The organism is Methylobacterium sp. XJLW (assembly GCF_003254375.1).
GTDB classification, from domain to species: domain Bacteria; phylum Pseudomonadota; class Alphaproteobacteria; order Rhizobiales; family Beijerinckiaceae; genus Methylobacterium; species Methylobacterium fujisawaense.
Window position 1 is genome coordinate 1,509,983 of record NZ_CP016429.1, and the last position, 19,911, is coordinate 1,529,893.

General features: G+C 71.8%; 13 protein-coding genes. 7 read left to right on the forward strand and 6 right to left on the reverse strand.

Annotated elements, in window-relative coordinates; genetic code table 11:
• Positions 1-67: 67 nt before the first annotated feature.
• Together A3862_RS07000 and A3862_RS07005 are read left to right on the forward strand one after the other, a co-directional pair.
• Entirely contained in the window at positions 68-2,716 is a 2,649-nt protein-coding gene (locus tag A3862_RS07000) for a PD-(D/E)XK nuclease family protein (RefSeq protein ID WP_199825813.1), read from the forward strand.
• Entirely contained in the window at positions 2,716-6,129 is a 3,414-nt protein-coding gene (locus A3862_RS07005) for a UvrD-helicase domain-containing protein (protein WP_071000271.1), read from the forward strand. The genes A3862_RS07000 and A3862_RS07005 overlap by 1 nt, the downstream gene beginning before the upstream one ends.
• Before the next feature lie 144 nt (positions 6,130-6,273).
• Here A3862_RS07005 and A3862_RS31435 read toward each other — a convergent pair whose 3' ends face one another.
• The 3 genes from A3862_RS31435 to A3862_RS07020 are packed head-to-tail and all read right to left on the reverse strand — an operon-like array spanning position 6,274 to position 8,839.
• The gene (locus tag A3862_RS31435; protein WP_071000270.1) at positions 6,274-6,759 is read right to left on the reverse strand and encodes a Mov34/MPN/PAD-1 family protein; all 486 of its coding nucleotides are present in this window, start codon (positions 6,757-6,759) and stop codon (positions 6,274-6,276) included.
• Positions 6,756-8,474: a ThiF family adenylyltransferase gene (locus A3862_RS07015; RefSeq protein ID WP_159392778.1), complete on the reverse strand. Its 1,719-nt coding sequence runs from the start codon at positions 8,472-8,474 to the stop codon at positions 6,756-6,758. The genes A3862_RS31435 and A3862_RS07015 overlap by 4 nt, the downstream gene beginning before the upstream one ends.
• A gap of 2 nt (positions 8,475-8,476) precedes the next feature.
• The gene (locus A3862_RS07020; protein WP_071000269.1) at positions 8,477-8,839 is read right to left on the reverse strand and encodes a hypothetical protein; all 363 of its coding nucleotides are present in this window, start codon (positions 8,837-8,839) and stop codon (positions 8,477-8,479) included.
• Between the two features lie 164 nt (positions 8,840-9,003).
• On the opposite strand from A3862_RS07020, the gene A3862_RS07025 reads away from it, so the two are divergent.
• Both A3862_RS07025 and A3862_RS07030 read left to right on the forward strand, forming a co-directional pair.
• Positions 9,004-9,951, forward strand: coding sequence for a transcriptional regulator (locus A3862_RS07025; protein ID WP_071000268.1), 948 nt, complete (start codon positions 9,004-9,006; stop codon positions 9,949-9,951).
• Positions 9,952-10,148: 197 nt separating this feature from the next.
• Complete coding sequence (locus A3862_RS07030) at positions 10,149-10,382, forward strand: hypothetical protein (RefSeq protein ID WP_052516965.1); 234 nt, start codon at positions 10,149-10,151, stop codon at positions 10,380-10,382.
• A gap of 260 nt (positions 10,383-10,642) precedes the next feature.
• Here A3862_RS07030 and A3862_RS32470 read toward each other — a convergent pair whose 3' ends face one another.
• Positions 10,643-11,077, reverse strand: coding sequence for an HAD-IC family P-type ATPase (locus A3862_RS32470; protein WP_043074868.1), 435 nt, complete (start codon positions 11,075-11,077; stop codon positions 10,643-10,645).
• Between the two features lie 593 nt (positions 11,078-11,670).
• Here A3862_RS32470 and A3862_RS07040 point away from each other — a divergent pair.
• Together A3862_RS07040 and A3862_RS07045 are read left to right on the forward strand one after the other, a co-directional pair.
• Positions 11,671-14,253, forward strand: a complete 2,583-nt coding sequence (locus A3862_RS07040; RefSeq protein WP_052516963.1) for a PAS domain S-box protein — start codon at positions 11,671-11,673, stop codon at positions 14,251-14,253.
• Positions 14,250-14,633 carry a response regulator gene (locus tag A3862_RS07045; RefSeq protein ID WP_043074867.1) on the forward strand — a complete coding sequence of 128 codons (384 nt, stop codon included), beginning with the start codon at positions 14,250-14,252 and terminating at the stop codon, positions 14,631-14,633. Before A3862_RS07040 ends, A3862_RS07045 begins: the two co-directional genes overlap by 4 nt.
• 42 nt (positions 14,634-14,675) lie before the next feature.
• Here A3862_RS07045 and A3862_RS07050 read toward each other — a convergent pair whose 3' ends face one another.
• Together A3862_RS07050 and A3862_RS07055 are read right to left on the reverse strand one after the other, a co-directional pair.
• Positions 14,676-17,126, reverse strand: coding sequence for a PAS domain-containing protein (locus tag A3862_RS07050; protein WP_043074866.1), 2,451 nt, complete (start codon positions 17,124-17,126; stop codon positions 14,676-14,678).
• A 720-nt stretch (positions 17,127-17,846) separates the two neighbouring features.
• The gene (locus A3862_RS07055) at positions 17,847-18,653 is read right to left on the reverse strand and encodes an SDR family NAD(P)-dependent oxidoreductase (RefSeq protein ID WP_071000267.1); all 807 of its coding nucleotides are present in this window, start codon (positions 18,651-18,653) and stop codon (positions 17,847-17,849) included.
• Positions 18,654-18,944: 291 nt separating this feature from the next.
• On the opposite strand from A3862_RS07055, the gene dps reads away from it, so the two are divergent.
• Positions 18,945-19,481, forward strand: coding sequence for a DNA starvation/stationary phase protection protein Dps (gene dps / locus A3862_RS07060; protein ID WP_043074865.1), 537 nt, complete (start codon positions 18,945-18,947; stop codon positions 19,479-19,481).
• The last annotated feature ends 430 nt before the right edge of the window (positions 19,482-19,911 follow it).

The window sequence follows — 19,911 nt, forward strand, 5'->3', positions numbered from 1 at the left end:
CGGCGCAAGCTTGACCATAAGGATCGCGTGCTCCGATAATGCCCGCAATCCGAGGTGGGGGTTGGCGATGGGGTTTCGCCGGACGGTTGTGGTCCACGGTCGACTGGCCGTGGCGGACGAACGGCTGGCGGCGGCTCGCCGGGGCGAGCACGGCGTGCAGGTGCTGACCGTGGAGGCCCTGGCCGCGCGCCTCGCCGGCGGCTTCGCCCGCCCCATCGACGACGAGTCCCTCAGGGGGGCGCTCAAGGAGGCCCTGGACGAGGTCGAGATCGGCGAGCTCGACCCGATCAAGTCGCTCCCGGGCATGGTCGACGCCGCGGCGGAGACGCTGCGGAAGGCCTGGGCTGCCGGGTTCGCCCTGGACGGCGCGGGCGCCGGCCGCGTCGCGTCCCTCGCCAGGCTGGAGGCGGCCGTCGTCGGGAAGCTGCCGTCAGGTATGATGCGCCCCACCGACCTCGCCGCCGCCGCGACGGCCCGCGCCGCCCACGCCGGGCGCGTGCTCGGGCCGACGACCTTCCAGGGTATGGCGGACCTCGCGCCCTGCTGGCGAGGGGTCGCCGCGGCCCTGGCCCGGCACGTGGCGGTTTGCTGGGCCTCGGGGCCGCGCCCGGTTCCCGAATGGGTGCCGGCGGCGGCCCTTCGCGTCGTCGACGGGCCCCGCTCGGCGCCCGCGGTCGAGGTCTGCACCGCGGCGACGCCACGCCACGAGGTGCTGGAGGCCTTCCGCTGGGCGAGGTGGCTGATGGCGACCGGCCGGGCCCGGCCGTCCGAGATCGCGGTGTCGTCCTGCAGGACGGAGGATTACGACGACGTCGTCCTCGCGCTCCGCGCGGAGGCGAACCTGGACGTGCGGTTCGTCCACGGGGTCCCTGCGACGGCGGTGCGCGAGGGGCAGGCGGCGGCGGCGCTCGCGGACATCCTGGTGAGGGGCGTCACGCAGGATGGCCTGCGCCGCCTCGCCGCGCTGCTGCGGCACGCCCCCGGGCCGTTCGCCGCCCTGCCGGAGGGATGGACGCGGATCCTGCCCCGCGAGGCCCCGCTTTCCGACCTCCCCGCCTGGGAGCGCCTGCTGGGCGGGGAGGGAGTGACCGGCCACTCGGAGGGTCCCGCGCTGGCCGCCGGGCTTCGCGCGATCCTGGCGCTCCTGGCCGCCGGGACCGCGGGGGCCGCCCGGGCGGGGGAGGCCCTGCTATCCGGGCTCGCGCTCCGGATCTGGCGGAAGGCCTTGCTGGAGGGGGCGCCCGCCGTGGTCGACCTGACGCTGTCACGGCAGCGCATCGACGACGACGCCGACGCCGGCACGTCGGTGGTCTGGGTGCCGGCGTCCTCCCTGGCGAGCGCCCCGCGGCGGTTCGTCCGGCTCCTCGGGCTGAGCTCGCGCGGCTGGCCGCAGGTGGCCACGGAGGACCGGCTGCTGTCGGACCATCTGGTCCCCTCGCACGTCCTGGATCCGCAGCCGCGCTCGGCCGTCGACCGGGGCGACTTCGACGCGATCCTCGCCACGAGCGCGGACGCCGTGGTGCTGTCGCGGGCCCGCCGCGGCGCCGACGGCCGGCTCCTCGGCCGCAGCCCTCTTCTGCGCGACCACCCCGACGGCGCGCACCTCGGGAGGAACCGCGTCCCCGAGCATGCCGCCGGCGAGGTCGACCGGCTCACGGCGCGGCCGGAGGAGTTCGCGTCCACGGCCCAGGCCCGGTCCGCCGCTTCCTGCTGGGCGTCGTGGGCCTCCCACTCCCCGACGCCGCACGACGGCCTGGTCCGGCCCGACCACCCCGTCATCCTGTCGGTGCTGGGCCGGGTGCACTCCGCCAACTCCCTGCGCAAGCTGCTGCGCGACCCCCTCGGTTTCGTGTGGCGCTACGGCCTCGGCCTCCAGGCCGCCGATTCCAGCCAGGAGACGCTGACGCTGGACGATCGCGCGTTCGGCAACCTCATGCACGAGGTGCTGGAGCTGGCGGTCATCGCCCTTGAGGCGGGGGACGGGGCCGCGTCGTCCGAGGCCGCGCGGCGGGCGGCACTGGAGGGCGCGGTCCGGGCCGTGGCCGACGCGTGGGAGCGCGGGCGGGCGATCCCGCCCGCGGTGGTCTGGCGCCGGGTCCTCGACGACGTGTCGGTCGCGTCGTGGAGCGCGCTCACGCACCCCGACGACGCCTACGAGGGGCAGTCCAGCTGGGTCGAGGTGCCGTTCGGCGGCCGGGGCCCCAAGCGGGCCGGGGGCGCCGTCCCGTGGGATCCGGACCTGCCCGTGGAGATCCCGGGGACGGGCTTCCGCATCTCCGGCTACATCGACCGCCTCGACCTCTCGGGGGACCGCGCCTCGGCCCGCGTCCGCGACTACAAGACCGGCAAGCCCCGCGGGTCCGACGACGTGCTGGCCGGAGGCCGGGAGCTGCAGCGCTGCATCTACGGCTACGCCGCCCGGGTCCTGCTCGGCGGCGACGTGGCCATAGACGCCTCGCTTCACTACCCGCGCGAGCGGACCTGCATCGCCCTCGAACGCCCCGACGCGGCGCTGGCCGACCTGGCCCGGCACCTCGCGGCGGCCGGGCGAAGCCTCGGGGCGGGCAACGCCTTGCCCGGACCCGACACCGAGGCCGGGTGGAACGACCTCGCCTTCGCGCTGCCGGCCAACGCCGGCGAGGTGTACTGCCCGCGCAAGCGGGCGTCGGCGACGGCGGCGCTCGGCGACGCCGCCCTGGTGTGGGAAGCGCCCTGATGACCGTGCACGACAGGGCCTTGGCGGACGCGGGGCAGCGCGCCCTGGCCATCGCGCGGCACGACCGCTCCATGCTCGTCGAGGCCGGCGCCGGCTCCGGGAAGACGGCGGTCCTCTCCGGCCGGATCGCCATGATGCTGGCGTCCGGCGTCCCGCCGCGCGAGATCGCGGCGGTGACGTTCACGGAGCTCGCCGCGAGCGAGCTGCTGGAGCGGATCGGCGACGTCGTCCACCGCCTCCTCGCCGGGGAGGTCCCCGAGGAGTTGCGCTGCGTCCTGCCGCATGGCCTGACGCGGGAGCAGGAGGGGAGCCTGGCCGCCGCGCAGGGCCGGATCGACGAACTGGTGTGCACGACCATCCACGGGTTCTGCCAGCGGCTCGTGAAGCCGTACCCGGTCGAGGCCGACATGGACCCCGGGGCGCGCGTCGCCGACGACGCCGAGGCCGACGGCCTGTTCCGCGACATCCTGGACGGCTGGCTGCGCGAGACGCTCGCGGGCGGCCGATGCCTCGTGGCGGAGATGTTCCTCGCGGATCCCGTCGCCGCCGAGAAGGCGGTAGAGCGCGTCGCCGGCTGCCTGCGCGCGGGCCGCGCCGTGGGCCCGCCGCCCCCGGTGCCGTCGTCCCGCCTCGCCGAAGGCTTCGCCGAAAGCGTCGCGGCCTACGCCGCCTTCGTCGCGGCGTCGCCCGCCGAGGCCGAGACCGCGGCCGCCGCCGCGGCCTTCGGCGCGATGGCGTCCCGGACGCCGGCGCACGGCCCGGTCGGGGACGCGGAGCTCCTGGGCGTCCTGACGGCGAAGCCCGACCCGGCGCTCTGCACGTCGAAGGGCGCGTTCGCGGCCTACAAGGGCGGGAAGGGCAAGTGGCAGGCCGCGGTCCGGAGCGCCGGGCTCCCGAAGGTCGAGGCGGACAGGCTCCATGCCGCGGCCAAGACGCTGCACGGGGATTGCTGCGCCGCGTGGGACGGCATGCGGGCGTCCGCGGCGAGCGAGCTCCTGGCCAGGCTCGTGCCCCGGGTCCGGACGGTCCTCGACCGCTACCGGGAGCGCAAGCGGGCCGGCGGCCTGCTCGACTTCGACGACCTCGTCGAGGCCGCGGTGCGCCTGCTCCGGGACCACGAGCCGGTCCGGCAGGCGCTGGGGCGGCGGCACCGGCACGTGCTGGTGGACGAGTTCCAGGACACCGACCCGCAGCAGGCGATGCTGTTCTGGCTGCTGTGCGGGGAACGGCCGGAGGGGGCGCCCGCCGACGACTGGACGGCGCGCGTGCTGCGGCCCGGCGCCCTGTTCCTCGTCGGCGACCCGAAGCAGGCGATCTACCGCTTCCGCGGCGCCGACGTCTCGACCTACGTCCGCGCCCGCGAGCGGATCCTGGCCCGCTCGCCCGACGACGTCGTGCCGATCTCCACGAACTTCCGGTCCTGCCGGTCGATCCTCGCGTTCGTCGACCGGTGCTTCCAGGACATCCTGGCCGGACCCGGCCAGCCCGGGTTCGCCCCCCTCGCGGCGTTCCACGAGGACCACGACCGCGGCCCCTGCGTCGCCGCCCTCGACGTGCCCGGCCCGGCGGACGGGACCAAGCGCAAGGCGGGCGCCCTGCGGGACGCCGAGGCGGAGGCGGTCGCCGAACTCTGCGCCCGCCTGATCGGGACGCAGCTGGTCACGTGCAAGACCCACGGCACGCGGCCCCTCCGGCCCGGCGACATCGCCCTGCTGGCGCCGAGCGGGAGCGACCTGTGGCGCTACGAGGAGGCGCTGGAGGCCCGGGGCGTCCCCGTGTCGACGCAGGCCGGCAAGGGCTTCTTCCGTCGCCAGGAGGTCCAGGACCTCATCGCCCTGACCCGCGTCCTCGCCGACCCGCGCGACACCCTGGCGCTCGGCGCGTTCCTGCGCGGGCCGACCGTAGGCCTGACCGACGAGGAACTGCTGGACCTGGTCCACGGCCTGCCGCGCGACCCGGACCGGCCGGACGCCGTGCCGCCCCTGCGCCTCGGGATCGACGTGGCCGCCGTCGCGCACCCGGTCGCGCGCCCCGTCCTCGAACGCCTCCAGGCGTTGGCGCGGCAGGCGCTGGGGACCACGCCGTACGACATCCTCAGCCGGGCGGTCGACGCCGTCATGCTGAGGCCGGTCCTGGGCCGGCGTCACGACGGCCACGCCGAGCGCGCCCTGGCCAACGTCGACCTGTACCTTGAGATGTCCCGCCCGTACGCCGTGCGCGGACTGCGCGCGTTCGCCCGCGCGATGCAGGCCGCCTGGGACGGCCGGACCCGCGCGGTCGAGGGGCGTCCGGACGCCCAGGCCGAGGCCGTCTCCCTGTTCACCATGCACGCGTCGAAGGGCCTCGAATGGCCCGTGGTCATCCCGATCAACACCTCGACGCTCACGATCCCGGCGAGCGGCGCCTTGGTCGACCGCGCCTCGAACTGCCTCTACTGCCCGGTCTTCGGGGTGCGGCCGGCCGGCTACGACGCCGTCCTGGCCGCCGAGGACCGCGAGGTCGGGAACGAGCGCGTGCGGCTCTGGTACGTGGCCGCGACCCGCGCGCGCGAGACCCTGGTGATCCCGCGGTTCCCCGACCCGGCCCACGACGACGCCTGGGCCTCGGTCGTCGGCCTGGGGCTGGACCGGCTGGCCGCCATCGACATGGACCGGCTTCCGGTCCCGGGCGCGAGGACCGGTCCCGCGGGTCGCAACGCCCAGACGCGCGAGAGTTTCGCGGAGGAGGCCGCGCGGGTGGCAGGCCACCGCCGGTTGAGATGGGTCGTGCCGAGCCGCCACGAGGGCGACGAGGCCGCGCCCGGCGGGGCCCTCGACATCGAGGCGCCCGACATCGAGGCGCCCGTCGCGCCGCCCGGCCTCGCGGCGGCCGTCCGCGGGAGCCGCGATCGCGGGCTGATCCTGCACAAGCTCATCGAGGAGCTGCTGACCGGCGAGACCGACGAGGGCGGCGATCTCGCGCTCCGCGCTTCCCAGCTCGCGATGCAGCTCGCCGTCCGGGACGTGGACCCCGACGAGGTGGCGGCCTGCGCGGCCCGGGCCTTGGCCGTGCCCGCCATCGCGGCCCTGCGCGCACGCCTCGTGCCGGAGCTGCCGGTGTACGCCTTGGAGGAACGCGACGGCGAGGACCACGCGACGGCCGGCATCGTCGACGCGATGGCCTACGACGAGTCCGGGCGGCCGGAGGTCGTCGTGGACTGGAAGAGCGACGTCGCGCCGACGGAGTCCGCGGTCGAGGGGTACCGGGGCCAAGTCCGGCGCTACATGGCCGCGACGGGCGCCGGCATCGGCCTGATCGTGTTTGCCACGGACGGGCGGGTCGTTTCGGTAGCTCCCCCGGCGGGGGCCCTGGCCGGGGCCGTACGTGAGGCGTGCCGCACCGAGGCTCCGCCGTCACTCGCCGGCGGCGCATGATCCTCCCCGTCGCCTGACGTCGGGAGCCGGCAGCGGAGCCGGCCCGGCCTGCGCGGCCGGCCGAAGATCCGGGCGGCCAAGGCGGACACGGCGTCCCTCACCGCGACCCCGGCCGGCGCGGAGGACCCGGATCGCCATGGCCCGCTACGGCGTCACCTCGTCGACGACCTCGACCCCGACGGGGGCGACGCCCCTTGGCCGCCGGGCGCCGGGTGCCAGCCTCCAGGCTCCGGCGCGCCAACCGTCCGCCCCGCGGAACAGGATCATCATGGCCGGGTCGGGACAACCCAAGGGGGTGAAGCCAGCCAGCTTCGCCAGGGTCGCGACGTCCAACCGGCTCAACGCGGCGTCCGTGGCGTCCGGATGGGAATGCCAGTCCGCCAGGAACGCCACGTCGCCGCCACGGTCCGCGAGATCGCGGATCCGGCGATTCTGCCAGTCGTGGTCGACTTCGAGCCAGGTCCGGGCCCGGCGCGCGCCGGGCCCGGACCCGATGACGTGGCGTACGAACCGGTCGCCGCGGCCGTCCCGCGATCCGAGCAGGATCCCGCCCTCCTCGTGCGGCAGGGCCGCGTCGGCCGCCGCGACGCAAAGTTCGAGAAGGCGTTGGGGGATGGCGAGACGGGTCAACCGCAGGCGCAGGCCGGATGGCGTTCGAATGGATCGAAGCGCCAGGCGGGCCTCCGGTCCTCGCCGACGAAGTTCAATGTCTCGACGAACGACGTCGCCGGCGCCGCGCGGAGGGTTCGGACCGCGACGCGCACCGCGTGCATCGACAGCTCGCCCAGGTCGTGCGAGGCTCCGGAGAAGGTCGCGTCGGCGCAACCGGGCAACCGAACCGCGTGCGCGTCCCCCCGCTCGCCGGACGGCCGCGCGATGGCGCCGGACCCGTATTGGTGGAGCAGGCAGTTCGGGCAGCCACCCCCGGGCGCGAAACATGCCACGACGCCGCCGGTGAACGCCGCCGTGCCGTAGGCGGAAATCAGCGGCGCACCCATGCTCCCGGCATGTCGGGCGAGGAGCCGCTCGACCTCGAACGAGGTGCTGCAGTCGACGACGAGATCGGCCTGGTTGAGGGCGGCGACGAACTCGCCCCCCTCCCCCTCGGCCGTCCGGAAGTCGAGGTTGCCGATCGGCATTCGGGCGACCGCCGTCCGCGTGGCCGCATGGTTGGCCGCGATGAAGTCGGCGAGGGCGTCGACCTTGAAGCGTCCCCATGCCGACTCGCCGAGCGGCCAGCGCACGGCATTGCCCGGCGTGACGATGTCCAAGTCGGCCATCGCGATCGAACGCGCCCCGTTGCGCGCTAGGTCGAGGGCGACCGGGGCGCCGACGGCGCCGAGGCCGACGATCGCGATCCGCTTCCCCGCGATGACGCCTGCGGACGGGGAGCGTGAGCGGCGGTCGTCCAACCCCGCCCGCAACGTCCGGGCCGTGCCGGAATGGATCTGGTCCGCGCGGCCGTGCTCGAACGCCCGCCGGCTGCCCGTGCGGACCAGGAGGATCCAGGACAGGCCGCGCTCGCCGTGCGTGATCTCGGTCCTGCACGCCACGGCCGCGATGCGGGCGCGCAGACTGTCGGCGAGCGGGATCAGCCCTGTCGTGCCGGTGCCGGGCGACACGGCGCCGAACACGCGTTCGTATTCGTCCGGCTGGGGTTCCTCGTCGAGCAGTCGCCACGGGACACGGATCGAACGCGCTGCGGAGAACTCCAGGGGAAGCGGACCGGCGTTCCGGGCGATCTCGCCGCCGCCGCCGTCCAGGACCCCTTCCACGAACGCTCGCAGCGCGGGGGGGCGGCCGGGCACCACCCCGACCCGCAAGGCCAACGTGCCGCAGGTATGGGTGCCCAATTCCCATCCCGACTCGATCACGAAGGCCGAGCCCGGCACGGCGAGCGCCGCCCACCAATCCTCCATGGGCTCGGCCACCGGCTCGCCGTCGGGGGTGCCGTCCAGGATCATCGGCAGCCGATCCTCGATGTAGGATGCGACCGACGTCTCCGGCTGCCAGGCATGCCGGTCGTGCGCCAGGAAACAGAGGTTGCCGTTCACCGGGTTGCAGTGGTTGCGCGGGCGATCCTCGACCCGCAGCATCCGGATCTCGGGTCGCGTCAGGGGAAAGCCGGGCGGGTAGATGATCGCCAGCGGAAGCGTGCGGCCCCGATGGTCCCACTCGTATCGGACGACCAGGAATCCGGGCGGCGCGGTCTCGCGGCCGGCGCCGGTCACGCGCCCCCGCTCGCGCAGCCGGGCGAGCTCCCAGGTGAAACGGTCCGGCCAGGCCGCCCCGCACGGCGTGTCGCCGCCGACGGGGCCGCCCGACCGGGCCATGGGAGCCGGCACGCTCATCCGACGCGACGCGGGGGGACCACCGGCGGGTTCCCGGGGCCGGGCGCGGGGGGAGCGGCCGGCGGCACGGGCTGACCGCCATGGGCGGGCGGGCAATCGCCGCCGTTCAGGGCATCGCGAATGTCGCGGTCGTCCTCGGCGATCCGCCGCTCGTCGGCGGCGATCGCCGCGTGCGCCTTCGTGGCGGCGTCCTCCTGGATGACGCGACGGCGCGCGAGCTCGGCCATCTCGGCGTCGATCCGCGCCGTCTCCGAACGGGCGTCCAACTCGATCGCGCGCTGCCGCTCGATGTCGGTCGCCGCCTCGACGATGTCCGCCGCATCGTGCTGGATCCGATCCTGCTTGTTTCCGTCCTGCATCGCCGCTCCTTTCGCCTCGCCGCCTGTGTCACCTATGTCCGGATGACGCCGCCTCGCGCCGGTCGCCGGCATCCTTCCGTCGGTCGCCGCGCGAGAATCGGCGACCCGTCTAGTCCATAGATGGGTATTGTTGCTATACCCGTCAAGTGAGCGGAGGGGTAGACATGGCCGAGCCGGAGCGGCGCGTCTGGGCGAGGAACGTCCGATACGAGTTCATGGAATGGAAGCTGTTCTGGGAAGGGCAGCTCAACCGCAGCGACCTGGAGGCGGCCTTCGACATCTCGACGCCGCAGGCCTCGGTCGACCTCAAGAATTACCGCGGCCTGGCGGAGGGCAACGTCGAGTACGACTCCACGGCGAAGTCGTTCGTGCCCGGCGCCGCGATCCGGCCCCGGTTCCTCGTGCCGTCGGCGGACAGGCTCCTGCTGCAGCTCCGGGCGCTGATGTCCGGGGCCCTCCCCCGGGACGTCGTGTGGTTCAAGACCTTGCCGGCGATCGACATGGCGCCGGACGTCGCGAGGCACGTGGATCCGGAGTGCCTCCGGCTGATCCTCGGCGCGATGCGGTCGCGCAGCGCCCTGCGGATCCGCTACCAGTCGCTGACGAACTCGCGTTGGCGGGTCATCGCGCCGCACGCGCTCGCCTTCGACGGTGCGCGGTGGCACGTGCGCGCCTGGGCTTGCGACCACAAGGATTTCCGGGACTTCGTCCTGAGCCGGATCGACGAGTTCGGGGGGGCGGAGGCCGCCAGCTACGAGCCCGCCGACGACGTCGAGTGGCACACGACGATCACCTTGAGGGTGCTGCCGCATCCCGGGCTGACGGACGACCAGCGCCGGGCGATCGAGCGCGACTACGGGATGGTCGACGGCGCCAGGGAGGTGGAGGTGCGTCTGTCGATGGCCTTCTACTTCATCAAGCGCCACAACCTGGACCTGATCGACCTGCCGCCGGAGCGGGTCCAGTTGCGCCTGGAAAACCTCGCCGAGGTCGGCCTGCGGGTCGCCGCGGCGAAGGAGGAGACCCGCAGGCGGGTCATCCCGTCCGGCGGCGGCGGTCCCGCAGACGGTTTGAGCCATGCCGCGGACCCGTGGGATTCAAGCCCGGCATGAACCTTCCGAATGCATCATGCACTGGGACGCGTCGATTCCGTGGATCCTGCCAACGCCCCCGGCCCCGGAATATGCTTTCGCGCGCAGAGTTCCGCGCCACTATGCCAAGAGTTTCCTCACGCAAGATTTTTGACTTCAAGCCCTTCCGAGGGTTCGTGATATCGAGCGGGGCGTAGGCTTCGGCTCGACAAAGCGCCATGGTGGCTCGCGCCCGGCTGATCTCGCTGGCGCTGCTGGCCTACTTGCTCACGCCTGTGGAAGGCGAGGCCGCCGGCCGCGCCGACGCGGCCTACGGCGGCTTCTGCATCGTTGCGGCCATCTTCCGGCTCCGCGTCTTCGAGGGCCATCGCCGAGACCGGTGTGACGTAACCCGCGGCTTGGTGTGCCTGCCCGGCGGTACCCTCAACCTGTTCGCTCCGCGCGGTTCGTAGGCCGCCGGGCTGCCGGCCCACAGCGCCGCGGCTGGCGCGACCATGGACAGTCCCCGCCGATGATGCCGGCGCCTGGTCAGCGAGGCGCCCTGGTCGCATGGGGGCCATGGATGGCAGCTCCGGGTGGGCCGCCGGTCAGATTCGTGCGCGCAGAAGCTGCAGAGCGTTGCCCGTCACCGGAACGGTCGCCCCGGTGTCGGCCAGGATCGCCGGCAACAGGCCGGTTATGCCGACGATGGTCGTCACCAGGAAAACCAGCTTCAGGCCGATGGCGATATCCGCCCGGATGTTGCCGAGCGTCTAACGGGCGAGCGCGACCATGCGGGCCACGTCCGCGGCCCGTCCGTGCAGGATCGCGGCATCGGTGGTCTCCTACGCGACGTCCGTGCCGCCACCCATGCGATCCCGACATCGGCGGCCGCCAGCGCCGGGGCGTCGTTGATGTCATCGCCGACCTTCGCCACGACGGCGCCCGCGCCCTGGAGCTCGCGCACGATGCGCAGCTCGTCCTCCGGCAGGAGCTCGGCCCGGGCCCCGATGCCGAGCGCGCTGGCGACGGCCTGGGCCGTGCGGGCATTATCGCCGGTCAGCATGATGGCGCCTGCGCACGCGGCCGCGACGCTGTCAGCTGCATCGACGGCATGAACCTGAAAGATGCTCTTGGCCAGATGGATGCCGACAGTGGTGATCTCCATGGGGATGGCTCCTGCACCTGCGTGGCTGCGGATTCGGTAGCAACCACATCTTGGCACCGACATGCCGTCAGTCGGAGCGGGAGCCATCCACTCCATCTGCTTCCGGGAGGCTGCCGGCTTCATCTGACTTCCGGCACTCGCCGCAAAGCCGAACGACAGGTTTCGCGCGCCCGGCGATCCGCTATGGCGTAGTCTCGCCAAAAGCCGTCGGTCTGCTTCGGAGAGGCCACGCCGGACAAGCGGACCAACCTCTATCGACCCAACACGGTGGTGCGGGTGTCCACCGGAGCATCCCAAAAGCAGCCATCCGCGGGCCACATGGCAACTCCGACGTGGATCAGAGAGCCATCGTAAAGCGCTGAACCGAACGCCGCAGTGACGTTGCGATGGCCCTTCGCTATCAGCGCGCTCAAAGGACGACATTATTCGCCGGGGGGCGGGCGTAGTTTTAAATGAACAACGATCTGCATGGCCTCTCGCGCGAGGAACTTGAGGCAGAGGTCCTGCGCCTTCGGGCGGAGCGAGGCGAGCGGACCGCTCACGGCGCAGAAGCGTTCAGCCGGCGTGACCACTCTCCTGTATCTGATGCCGACGTGCTGTTCTCCGCCGTCGACAAGACCGGCCTGCCGATGATCCTCACGGATCCCAACCAGGACGACGACCCCATCGTCTTCACCAACCGCGCCTTCCTCGACCTCACGGATTACGGGATCGACGAGGTCGTCGGTCGCAACTGCCGGTTCCTCCAGGGTCCGGCCACCGAGCCCAACCACGTCGACGAGATCCGCGCGGCGTTGCGCGACAACCGCGACCTCACCATCGAGATCACCAACCATCGCCGGGACGGCACGCCCTTCGTCAACGCCCTGTTCATCGGACCCGTCTTCGACGGCGAGGGCCGCCTGCGCTACCGCTTCGGCAGCCAGATCGACGTCACCGAGGCGCACCGCAACCGGCGCCGTCTCGCCGAGAGCGAGGCGCGCCAGCGCGCGATCTTCGACAGTGCGAGCGAGATGGCCATCGTCGTCACGGATGCCGCGGGCAAGGTGACCGACTGGAACGTCGGGGCGGAACGCATCCTGGGCTGGAATGCCGAAGAGATGCGCGGGCAGACCATCGAGCGGATCTTCACGCCCGAGGATAGGGCGACGGGTCGAGCCCGGGAAGAGATGGCTCTCGTCCTCGACGAGGGGCATGCCGAGGACATGCGCTGGCATCTGCGCAAGGACGGCGGCCGGTTCTACGCGGTCGGCGACATGACCTCGCTGCGGGGGCTCGACGGGACGCACCAGGGTTTCGTCAAGGCGTTCAGCGACCGCACGCAGGAGCGCAACGCCGCCACGAAGGAACAGGCCGACGCCGAGTTCATGCGCAGCGTCCTGGCGTCGTCCGCCGACTGCATCAAGGTGCTCGACCTCGACGGCGGCCTGACCTTCATGAGCGAGGGCGGCCGGAAGGTGATGGAGGTCAGCGACTTCAATCACATCAAGGGCTGCCCATGGCCGAGCTTCTGGCAGGGCCGGGGGAACGCCGATGCGCTCGCGGCGCTGGCAGCGGCCCGGGACGGGCGGATCGGTCACTTCCAGGGGCGCGCGGACACCTTCCTCGGTAACGCCAAGTGGTGGGACGTCCAGGTGACGCCGATCTTCGGCCCCGACGGGCGGCCGGAGCGGATCCTGTCCGTGTCGCGCGACATCACCGAGCGGCGGTCGTTCGAGGAGCGCCTCGCGACGAGCGAGGCCCATTGGCGCGGCCTGTTCGAGCGCCTGAGCGAAGGCTTCGTCGTCGGTGAGGTCGTGCGCGACACGACCGGGCGCATCACGGATTGGCGCTATGTCGACGTCAACTCCGCCTGGGGCCGTCTCGTCGGCATCGCCCCGGCCGACGTCGTCGGCCGCACGGTCCGCGAGGTGATCCCCGGCGTGGAGGACGCCTGGGTCGACGAGTTCGCCGACGTGGTCGAGACCGGGGAGCCCGTAACGTTCGTCCGGCAGGTCGGCACCCTGGCGCGGTGGTACGAGGGCCGGGCCTTCCCGCTCGGGAGCGGGCGCTTCGGCGTGATCTTCATGGAGGTGACGGAGCGAGTGCAGGCCGATGCCCGGCGCAGCGGCCTCCTGGAGTTCGGGGAGCGGCTGCGGAGCGCCATCGGCACCGACGCGATCGCGATGGCGGCCTCCGCCATCCTCGGGCGTGTGCTCGGAGTCGGTCGGGTGGGCTACGGCACCGTCGGCCCCGACGGCGAGGGCTTCGTGGTCGAGGAGGACTGGACCGCTCCCGACTTCCCGACGCTCGCCGGCCGCTACCGCATGGACGATTACGGCCTCTACGCCGAGGACCTCCGGCAGGGGCGGACGGTCGTCATCGGCGACGTGCGCGAGGACCCGCGAACCGCCGCTTCCGCCGCGACCTTGGAGGCGGTCTCCGCGCGAACGCTGGTCAACGTGCCCATCGTCGAGAAGGGCCGGACGGTGGCGGTGCTGTACGTGAACGACGACCGTCCGCGCTCCTGGGGGGAACCGGAGGTCGCGTTCATCCGCCAGATCGCAGAGCTGACCCGCCAGGCCGTCGAGCGGCGGCGCGCGGAAGAGCGGCAGGACCTGCTGAACCACGAACTCTCCCACCGCCTCAAGAACACGATGGCGATGGTCGTGAGCATCGCGCACCAGACGCTGCGCTCCGTGTCGGAGCGCGGACCGGTCGAGGCTTTCGAGAAGCGCATCCAGGCGCTGGCCTCGGCCCACGACCTGTTGCTGCGCAAGGACTGGACGGCCGCCGACCTGCGAAGCGTCTGCCGGGAGGTTCTGGGCACCGCGGCCGAGGCGCGCCGCTTCACGCTCGATGGCCCCGACGTGGCGCTCGGCCCCAGTGCCGCGCTGTCGGCGTCGCTGCTCCTCCATGAACTGGCGACCAACGCGGCCAAGTACGGCAGCTTGTCCGGCGAGGAGGGCGAGGTCAAGGTGCGGTGGTGGATCGACGGCGATGCGGGAGAGCCGGGGTTGGTGCTGCGGTGGCGCGAGCACGGCGGCCCTCCCGTGGTGGCCCCGACGCGGCGCGGCTTCGGATCGCGCCTGATCCGGACCGGCCTGGTGGGAACGGGCGAGGTCGACGTGACCTATCATACCGAGGGGCTCGTGGCGGCGATGCGTGCGCCGCTGGTCGAGGTGCAGCGTCTATGACAGCGAGACAGCCGGACGGAGCGAACCCGAAGCCGGTCGTGCTGGTGCTCCAGGACGAGCCGATCCTGGCGGGGATCATGAGGGACTTCGTCGAGGAGGCGGGATGCGAGGCCGTCGTTGTCCGCACCGCCGAGGCGGCGGTCCGCACCCTGGAGGGGCGGACGGACATCCGGGTCGTGTTCGCGGACCTCGACGTTCGCGGCTCGACCACGGGGCTGAAGCTGGTGGCGATGATCCGCGACCGGTGGCCGCCCATCGAGCTGGTCCTGACGGGCGCCCTGGCACCGGACCTCGACGCCATCCCGGCGCGGGGCGTGTTCTGCGACAAGCCCTTTCGGGAGAACAAGGTCATCTCCGCCATCCGTGGCTTCGCCGCCTGAGCGCGAAAGCTGCGCCCTCCCGGGGCGTCGCTTCACCCGGGCCTATCGCGGGCCGGTCTCCGACCGTCCCGGTACCGCCCGGAAGGCCTCGGCGACTTGCGCGGCCGAGTAGGGCTTGCGCACGAGGTCGAAGCCGTGCGTGCCCTCCCGGGCCATCACGTCGCTGTAGCCGGACGTGAGGATGATGGGCAGGTCCGGCAGCATCGCCCGGATGCGGTGGGCCATCGCGATGCCGCCCATCCCCGGCATCACCACGTCGGAGAACACCGCGTCGAACCGGTCCGGGTCGCGCTCGATCTCGGAGAGGGCCTCCTCGCCGTTCCTTGCCCAGACCGTGGAATGCCCGAGCTCCTCCAGGATCTGCGTGCAGGTCCGCCCGACATCGAGGTTGTCCTCGACGACGAGGATGCGCAGCGCCCGGCCATCGGACGCCGCCGTTTGCGTGTCCGGTGCCTCGGCGGCGGGGGCGTCGGCTTGGGGCAGGTACAGGGTGAAGGCCGTTTCGCGGCCAGGGACGCTGGCGACGTCGACGTCGCCGCCGGACTGCTTGGCGAAGCCGATGACCTGGCTGAGTCCGAGGCCGGTCCCCTTGCCGATGCCCTTGGTGGTGAAGAACGGCTCGAAGATGTGGGGGAGCGTCGCCGGGGGGATGCCCGTACCCTGGTCGATGACGGAGACCGCGACGAACGGCCCGCGCGTGCCGGCGTGCCCGCGGATCTCGGGCAGGCTCCGCCGGCATTCGAGCCGCAGCGTCAGCGTGCCCTCGCCGTCCATCGCGTCCCGGGCGTTGACCGCCATGTTAATCAGCGCCGTGTCGAACTGGGTCGGGTCGGCGAAGACGTGGCAGGTCGCCGTCGGGACCTCGACGACGACCCGGATGCGGGCCCCGGTGACCGATGACAGCATGTCGGCGGTCGAGGCGATGCGCGCGCCGACGTCGAACGTCTCGGGCATCAACGACTGACGGCGGGCGAAGGCGAGGAGCTGGCCCGTGAGCTTGGCGGCCCGGTCGACGGTGTCGGACACCGCGTCCATGTAGCGCCGCCGCCGCTCCTCCGGCAGGTCGGGCTTGCGCAGCAGGTCCATAGACGAGCGGATGATCGTCAGCAGGTTGTTGAAGTCGTGGGCGACGCCGCCGGTCAACTGCCCGACGGCCTCCATCTTCTGGGCTTGGCGCAGGGCTTCCTCTGCCTTGGCGAGCTGCTCCAGGTCGCGCAGCCGCTGGGTCACGTCGGTCGCGTACTGGAAGGCGCCGATGCGTCGGCCGTCCGCGTCGCGCAGCGGGGTGAAGGCGAGTTCGTAGTAGGGCCGCTTGCGGTCGGGGTCGCCGAACTCCTCGACCAGCGTGAAGGCATCGTCCGTCAGCGCCCGGGACCAGACGGCCCGCGCCTGGGCCTGCTGGTCGGGGGCGTGCGAGAGCAGGCCGATCAGGTCGTCGCCGACCTGGGGCCGGATGCCGTAGATGGCCTCGAACTCGTCGGCGTAGGCCCGGTTGAGGGCGAGCAGCCGGAACTCCGGGTCGAGGGCGCAGACGAGGGCGTCGGTGATCTCGAACACGTCCGCCCAGAGCTTGCGCTGGGCGAGCGCCTCCTCGATGCGACGCTCCAGGTGCGCGTTGAGCTCGCGCAGGTCGCGCTCGGCGAGCTTGCGGTCGTGGATGTCCTCGACGACGCCGTACCAGGAGACGATGGCACCGGTCCCGTCCCGGCGCGGCTGGGCGCGGGCGCGCATCCAGCGGTACTCGCCTGTCGAGCCCATGCGCAGGCGGTAATCGACGTCGACCGTGTCGCCCGAGGCGAGGCAGGCCGTGAAGACCGTGACCGTCGACGGGATGTCTTCGGGATGGACCGCCTTGATCCAGCCGGACCCGTAGGGCTCGCGCGGCCCCTGGCCGGTCAGGGTCAGCCACCGATTCGAGAACGAGGTGACGTTCCCTTCCGGGTCGCAGGTCCAGGGCACCTGCGGGTTCAGCTCGACCGTGTGCCGGTAGTGGTCCTCGCTCTCCCGGAGCGCCGCCTCGCCGACGACGCGGGCGGTCGTCTCCGCGGTGACGCAGAACAGGCCCGCGATCCGACCGTCCTCGTCGAAGGCGGGCGAGTAGGTGAAGGACCACCAACCCCGCTCCGGCCTGCCGTCGCGCGAGAGGTCGAGCGGCATGTCGGTGACGGTTGTGCCCTCGCCGGCCAGCGTCGTGGCGACGAGCGGGCCGATCTCGTCCCAGATGCTGGCCCAGACCTCCCGGAAAGGACGTCCCAGCGCCGTGTCCCCGCGGTAGCCAAGGATCGGCCGGTACGCGTCGTTGAAGAAGCACAGGAGATCGGGCCCCCAAGCGAGAAACATCGCCGTGGGGCACGCGAGCATCTGCGCCAGCGTGCCCTTGAGCGCCGGCGACCAGGTCCCGGGCAGTCCGAGCGAAGTGCTCGACCATTCGCGCTTACGGATCTCGGCGCCGGTGACACCGCCGGAGGGGAGGAACTGGAACGGGTCGATCACGCCGGGTCGGACCCCGCTATCGCGGCGCGGCGGGCATTCCGGCAAGGGCTCGTTCCTCGGCGGCGGAAGTCGCCGCCGGGAGCGGGCGAGCGGAAGATCGATAGGAGTGGCCACATGCGGCGGCTATCGCCCGTGATGGTGGGCCGGGCAATCGGACGGCCTGTCACGCCTTGCCACCAGCAGTTGGTGCAGGTTCGTCGCCTTCTTGACCCCTCCCGCCCTGGTTCGGATCGGGCGGAGGCAGGTGCGGCGGGGGCAACCGACCGGGGCTGGGAGGCGTCGGCAGGCCGATGTCCTCGGTCACCGGCGGGACTTCGCCGGATTCAATGTCGTTTCCCATCGCCTTGCCCTACGCTCGACAGCGAGGGACAACGCGGAAGTATCCGGAAGGTCGCTGGCCCAATCCTAAACCGAGAAGTCGAGACCGGAACGGCAAACGGCCAGACCGTTCGCACCGGAGAGGTCGTCCGTGCTGCCGCCGGCTGCACAACACCTCGCCGGTGCCGCAGCTTGCCTTCCATACGGACAAGGGCATGTGAAGCAGGTGCTTGCTCTGAGACCAGCCCCAGCCCACCGCACGACGCGTGGGACCTGACTCTACCAGCCGCTTCCCGTAGCCGGCCGCAGGATCGCCGAAAGGCAGTCCTAACCGGGCTGACGGCTCAGGTCGTCTCGGAGCTGCAGCGACTTCGTCCGGTACGAGACAGGCTTATCAGCGCCTCAAGCTCCCATGGTCATGACCGAGCCACCGTCGACCCGTAGGAACTCACCGGTGATGAAGCTGGCGTGTTCCGAACAGAGGAACGTGACTGCGGCGGCGACTTCCTCCGCGCGTCCGCGGCGCTTGGCGACGATGCCGGGGCGCTCCTCGTCCAGCGTCACCTGGACCGCCTCGTCGAAGGAGATGCCCTTCTCCCTCGCCTTCTTTTCCATCTGGGCGTCGGTCATCGGCGTGGCGATGAAGGCCGGCCCGACCGCGTTCACGAGTACGCCGTCAGGCCCGTAGGCCTTGGACAGTCCCTTAGCGAGGTTCAGGACGCCCGCTTTGGCCGCGGCATACGGCAGTTCCTCGACGTAGGGCTGCACGGCGTCCTCGGAGGAGAACAGCACGACCCGGCCCCAGCCGGCCTTGCGCATGTGTGGGATGAACGCCCTGGTCGCGCGCACTCCGGCCATGAGATCAGTTTGAATTGCCTCAAGCCAGTCGTCGTCGGTCAATTCGAGGAAGTCCCCCGACGCCCCGGTGATGCCTGCGGCGCAGACGAGGATGGTGGGCTTGTCGTCGAAGGCCATGTTGGCGAAGGCGGCGAGCACGTCGATCCCCTTGGCCGTGCTCAGGTCCGCCTCAACGGCGCGAACCTGGCCCAGCGCCGCCAGTTCGTTGGTCGTCGCCTGCAGCTCGGGACCTTCCTTGTCAGTCAGGACGACGTGGACGCCCTCGCGCAGAAGGTGTTCGGCGGTCGAGCGGCCCATGCCCGACTTGGCCCCCGTCACGACTGCGACCCGTCCGCTGATGCCGAGATCCATCTCTACGGTTCCGTTAATCCTTGGGAGGTCCACCCGGGGGCCCGGCAGGACCGGTAGTTGAGAAGTCCGCCTTTTGACGGGAGTTCCGTTCCCTTGATCCTCCCCGGGGGGAGCACAAGCTTGACGTTTGCGTGCGCCTGGACCGAACGACCACTTCAACTGGTGCAACGACCCCGCGTCGAACCGATGCACCCTGGACGATGCAGGCCTGCAAACCTGCAGGGCGGTGTCCGACTGGGGGAACCTCCTTTACGCTCCACTATTGCCGCCTCGACACAGTGGAGCACAGGCATGGCGACGAGCAGCACCCCGCGTACTCACCAGACCCGCAACAACACCAATTCCAACGCCAAAAGGGTTTCCATCGAGGCGCTGAACGCACGGCTGGCCGACGGCATCGACCTCGCCCTCGCGATCAAGCAGGCCCATTGGAACCTGAAGGGACCGCAGTTCATCGGCATCCACCTGATGCTGGACGGCTTCCGTGCCGAGATCAGCGACCTCAACGACAAGGTAGCGGAGCGGGCGGTTCAGCTCGGCGGTACGGCCCTGGGAACGGCGCAGGTCGTGGCGGGATCGACCAAGCTCCCCGCCTACCCGACCGGCATCTATGCCATCGCTGACCATATCGCCGCGCTGATAGACAGCTATGCCGTGTACGCCAACGCCGTGCGCGAGAACATCGACGAGACCGATGAGGCGGGAGACCCCGACACCGCCGACCTGTTCACGGAAGTGTCCCGCGCCGTCGACAAGCAACTGTGGTTCCTCGAAGCCCACGTCCAGGAGCCGACAGGCCAGATGCGGGACGGCGACGCCCGCAGCTGAGTTGTGTGCCGCCTCTCCGTGACCGACCGAACGGGGGGCGGCTACGGTGCTCATCGACGAGCGATGCGCTCGGCAGGTCGGTCATCCCCGACACCCAAGCCGCGACCTGCCGAGGCTGCGCGGGAGCTGACCCAGCGTTGCCTGCCCCGCGAGCGACGGGCGTCCCTCAGCCATGACCGGGATTCCGCCGACGCCTCGCGGTCGAAGCAGGGCGGCCGCATTACCGCGCAACTCCATGGCGCGGATGCGCTGGCTGCGAACCAGTACGCACAAGGTTGGAACGTGGATGTCCCCGGGCCTGCATACCGCCAGGTCCACCAGGGCTTCGGCATGAAACTCACGCCCGACTGCCTCGTCCAGCAAGCGGCGCATCGAACCGTATTCCCCGTCGTGCATCCCGATCCACGTCGCTTCGCGGTCCAAGTGAGCC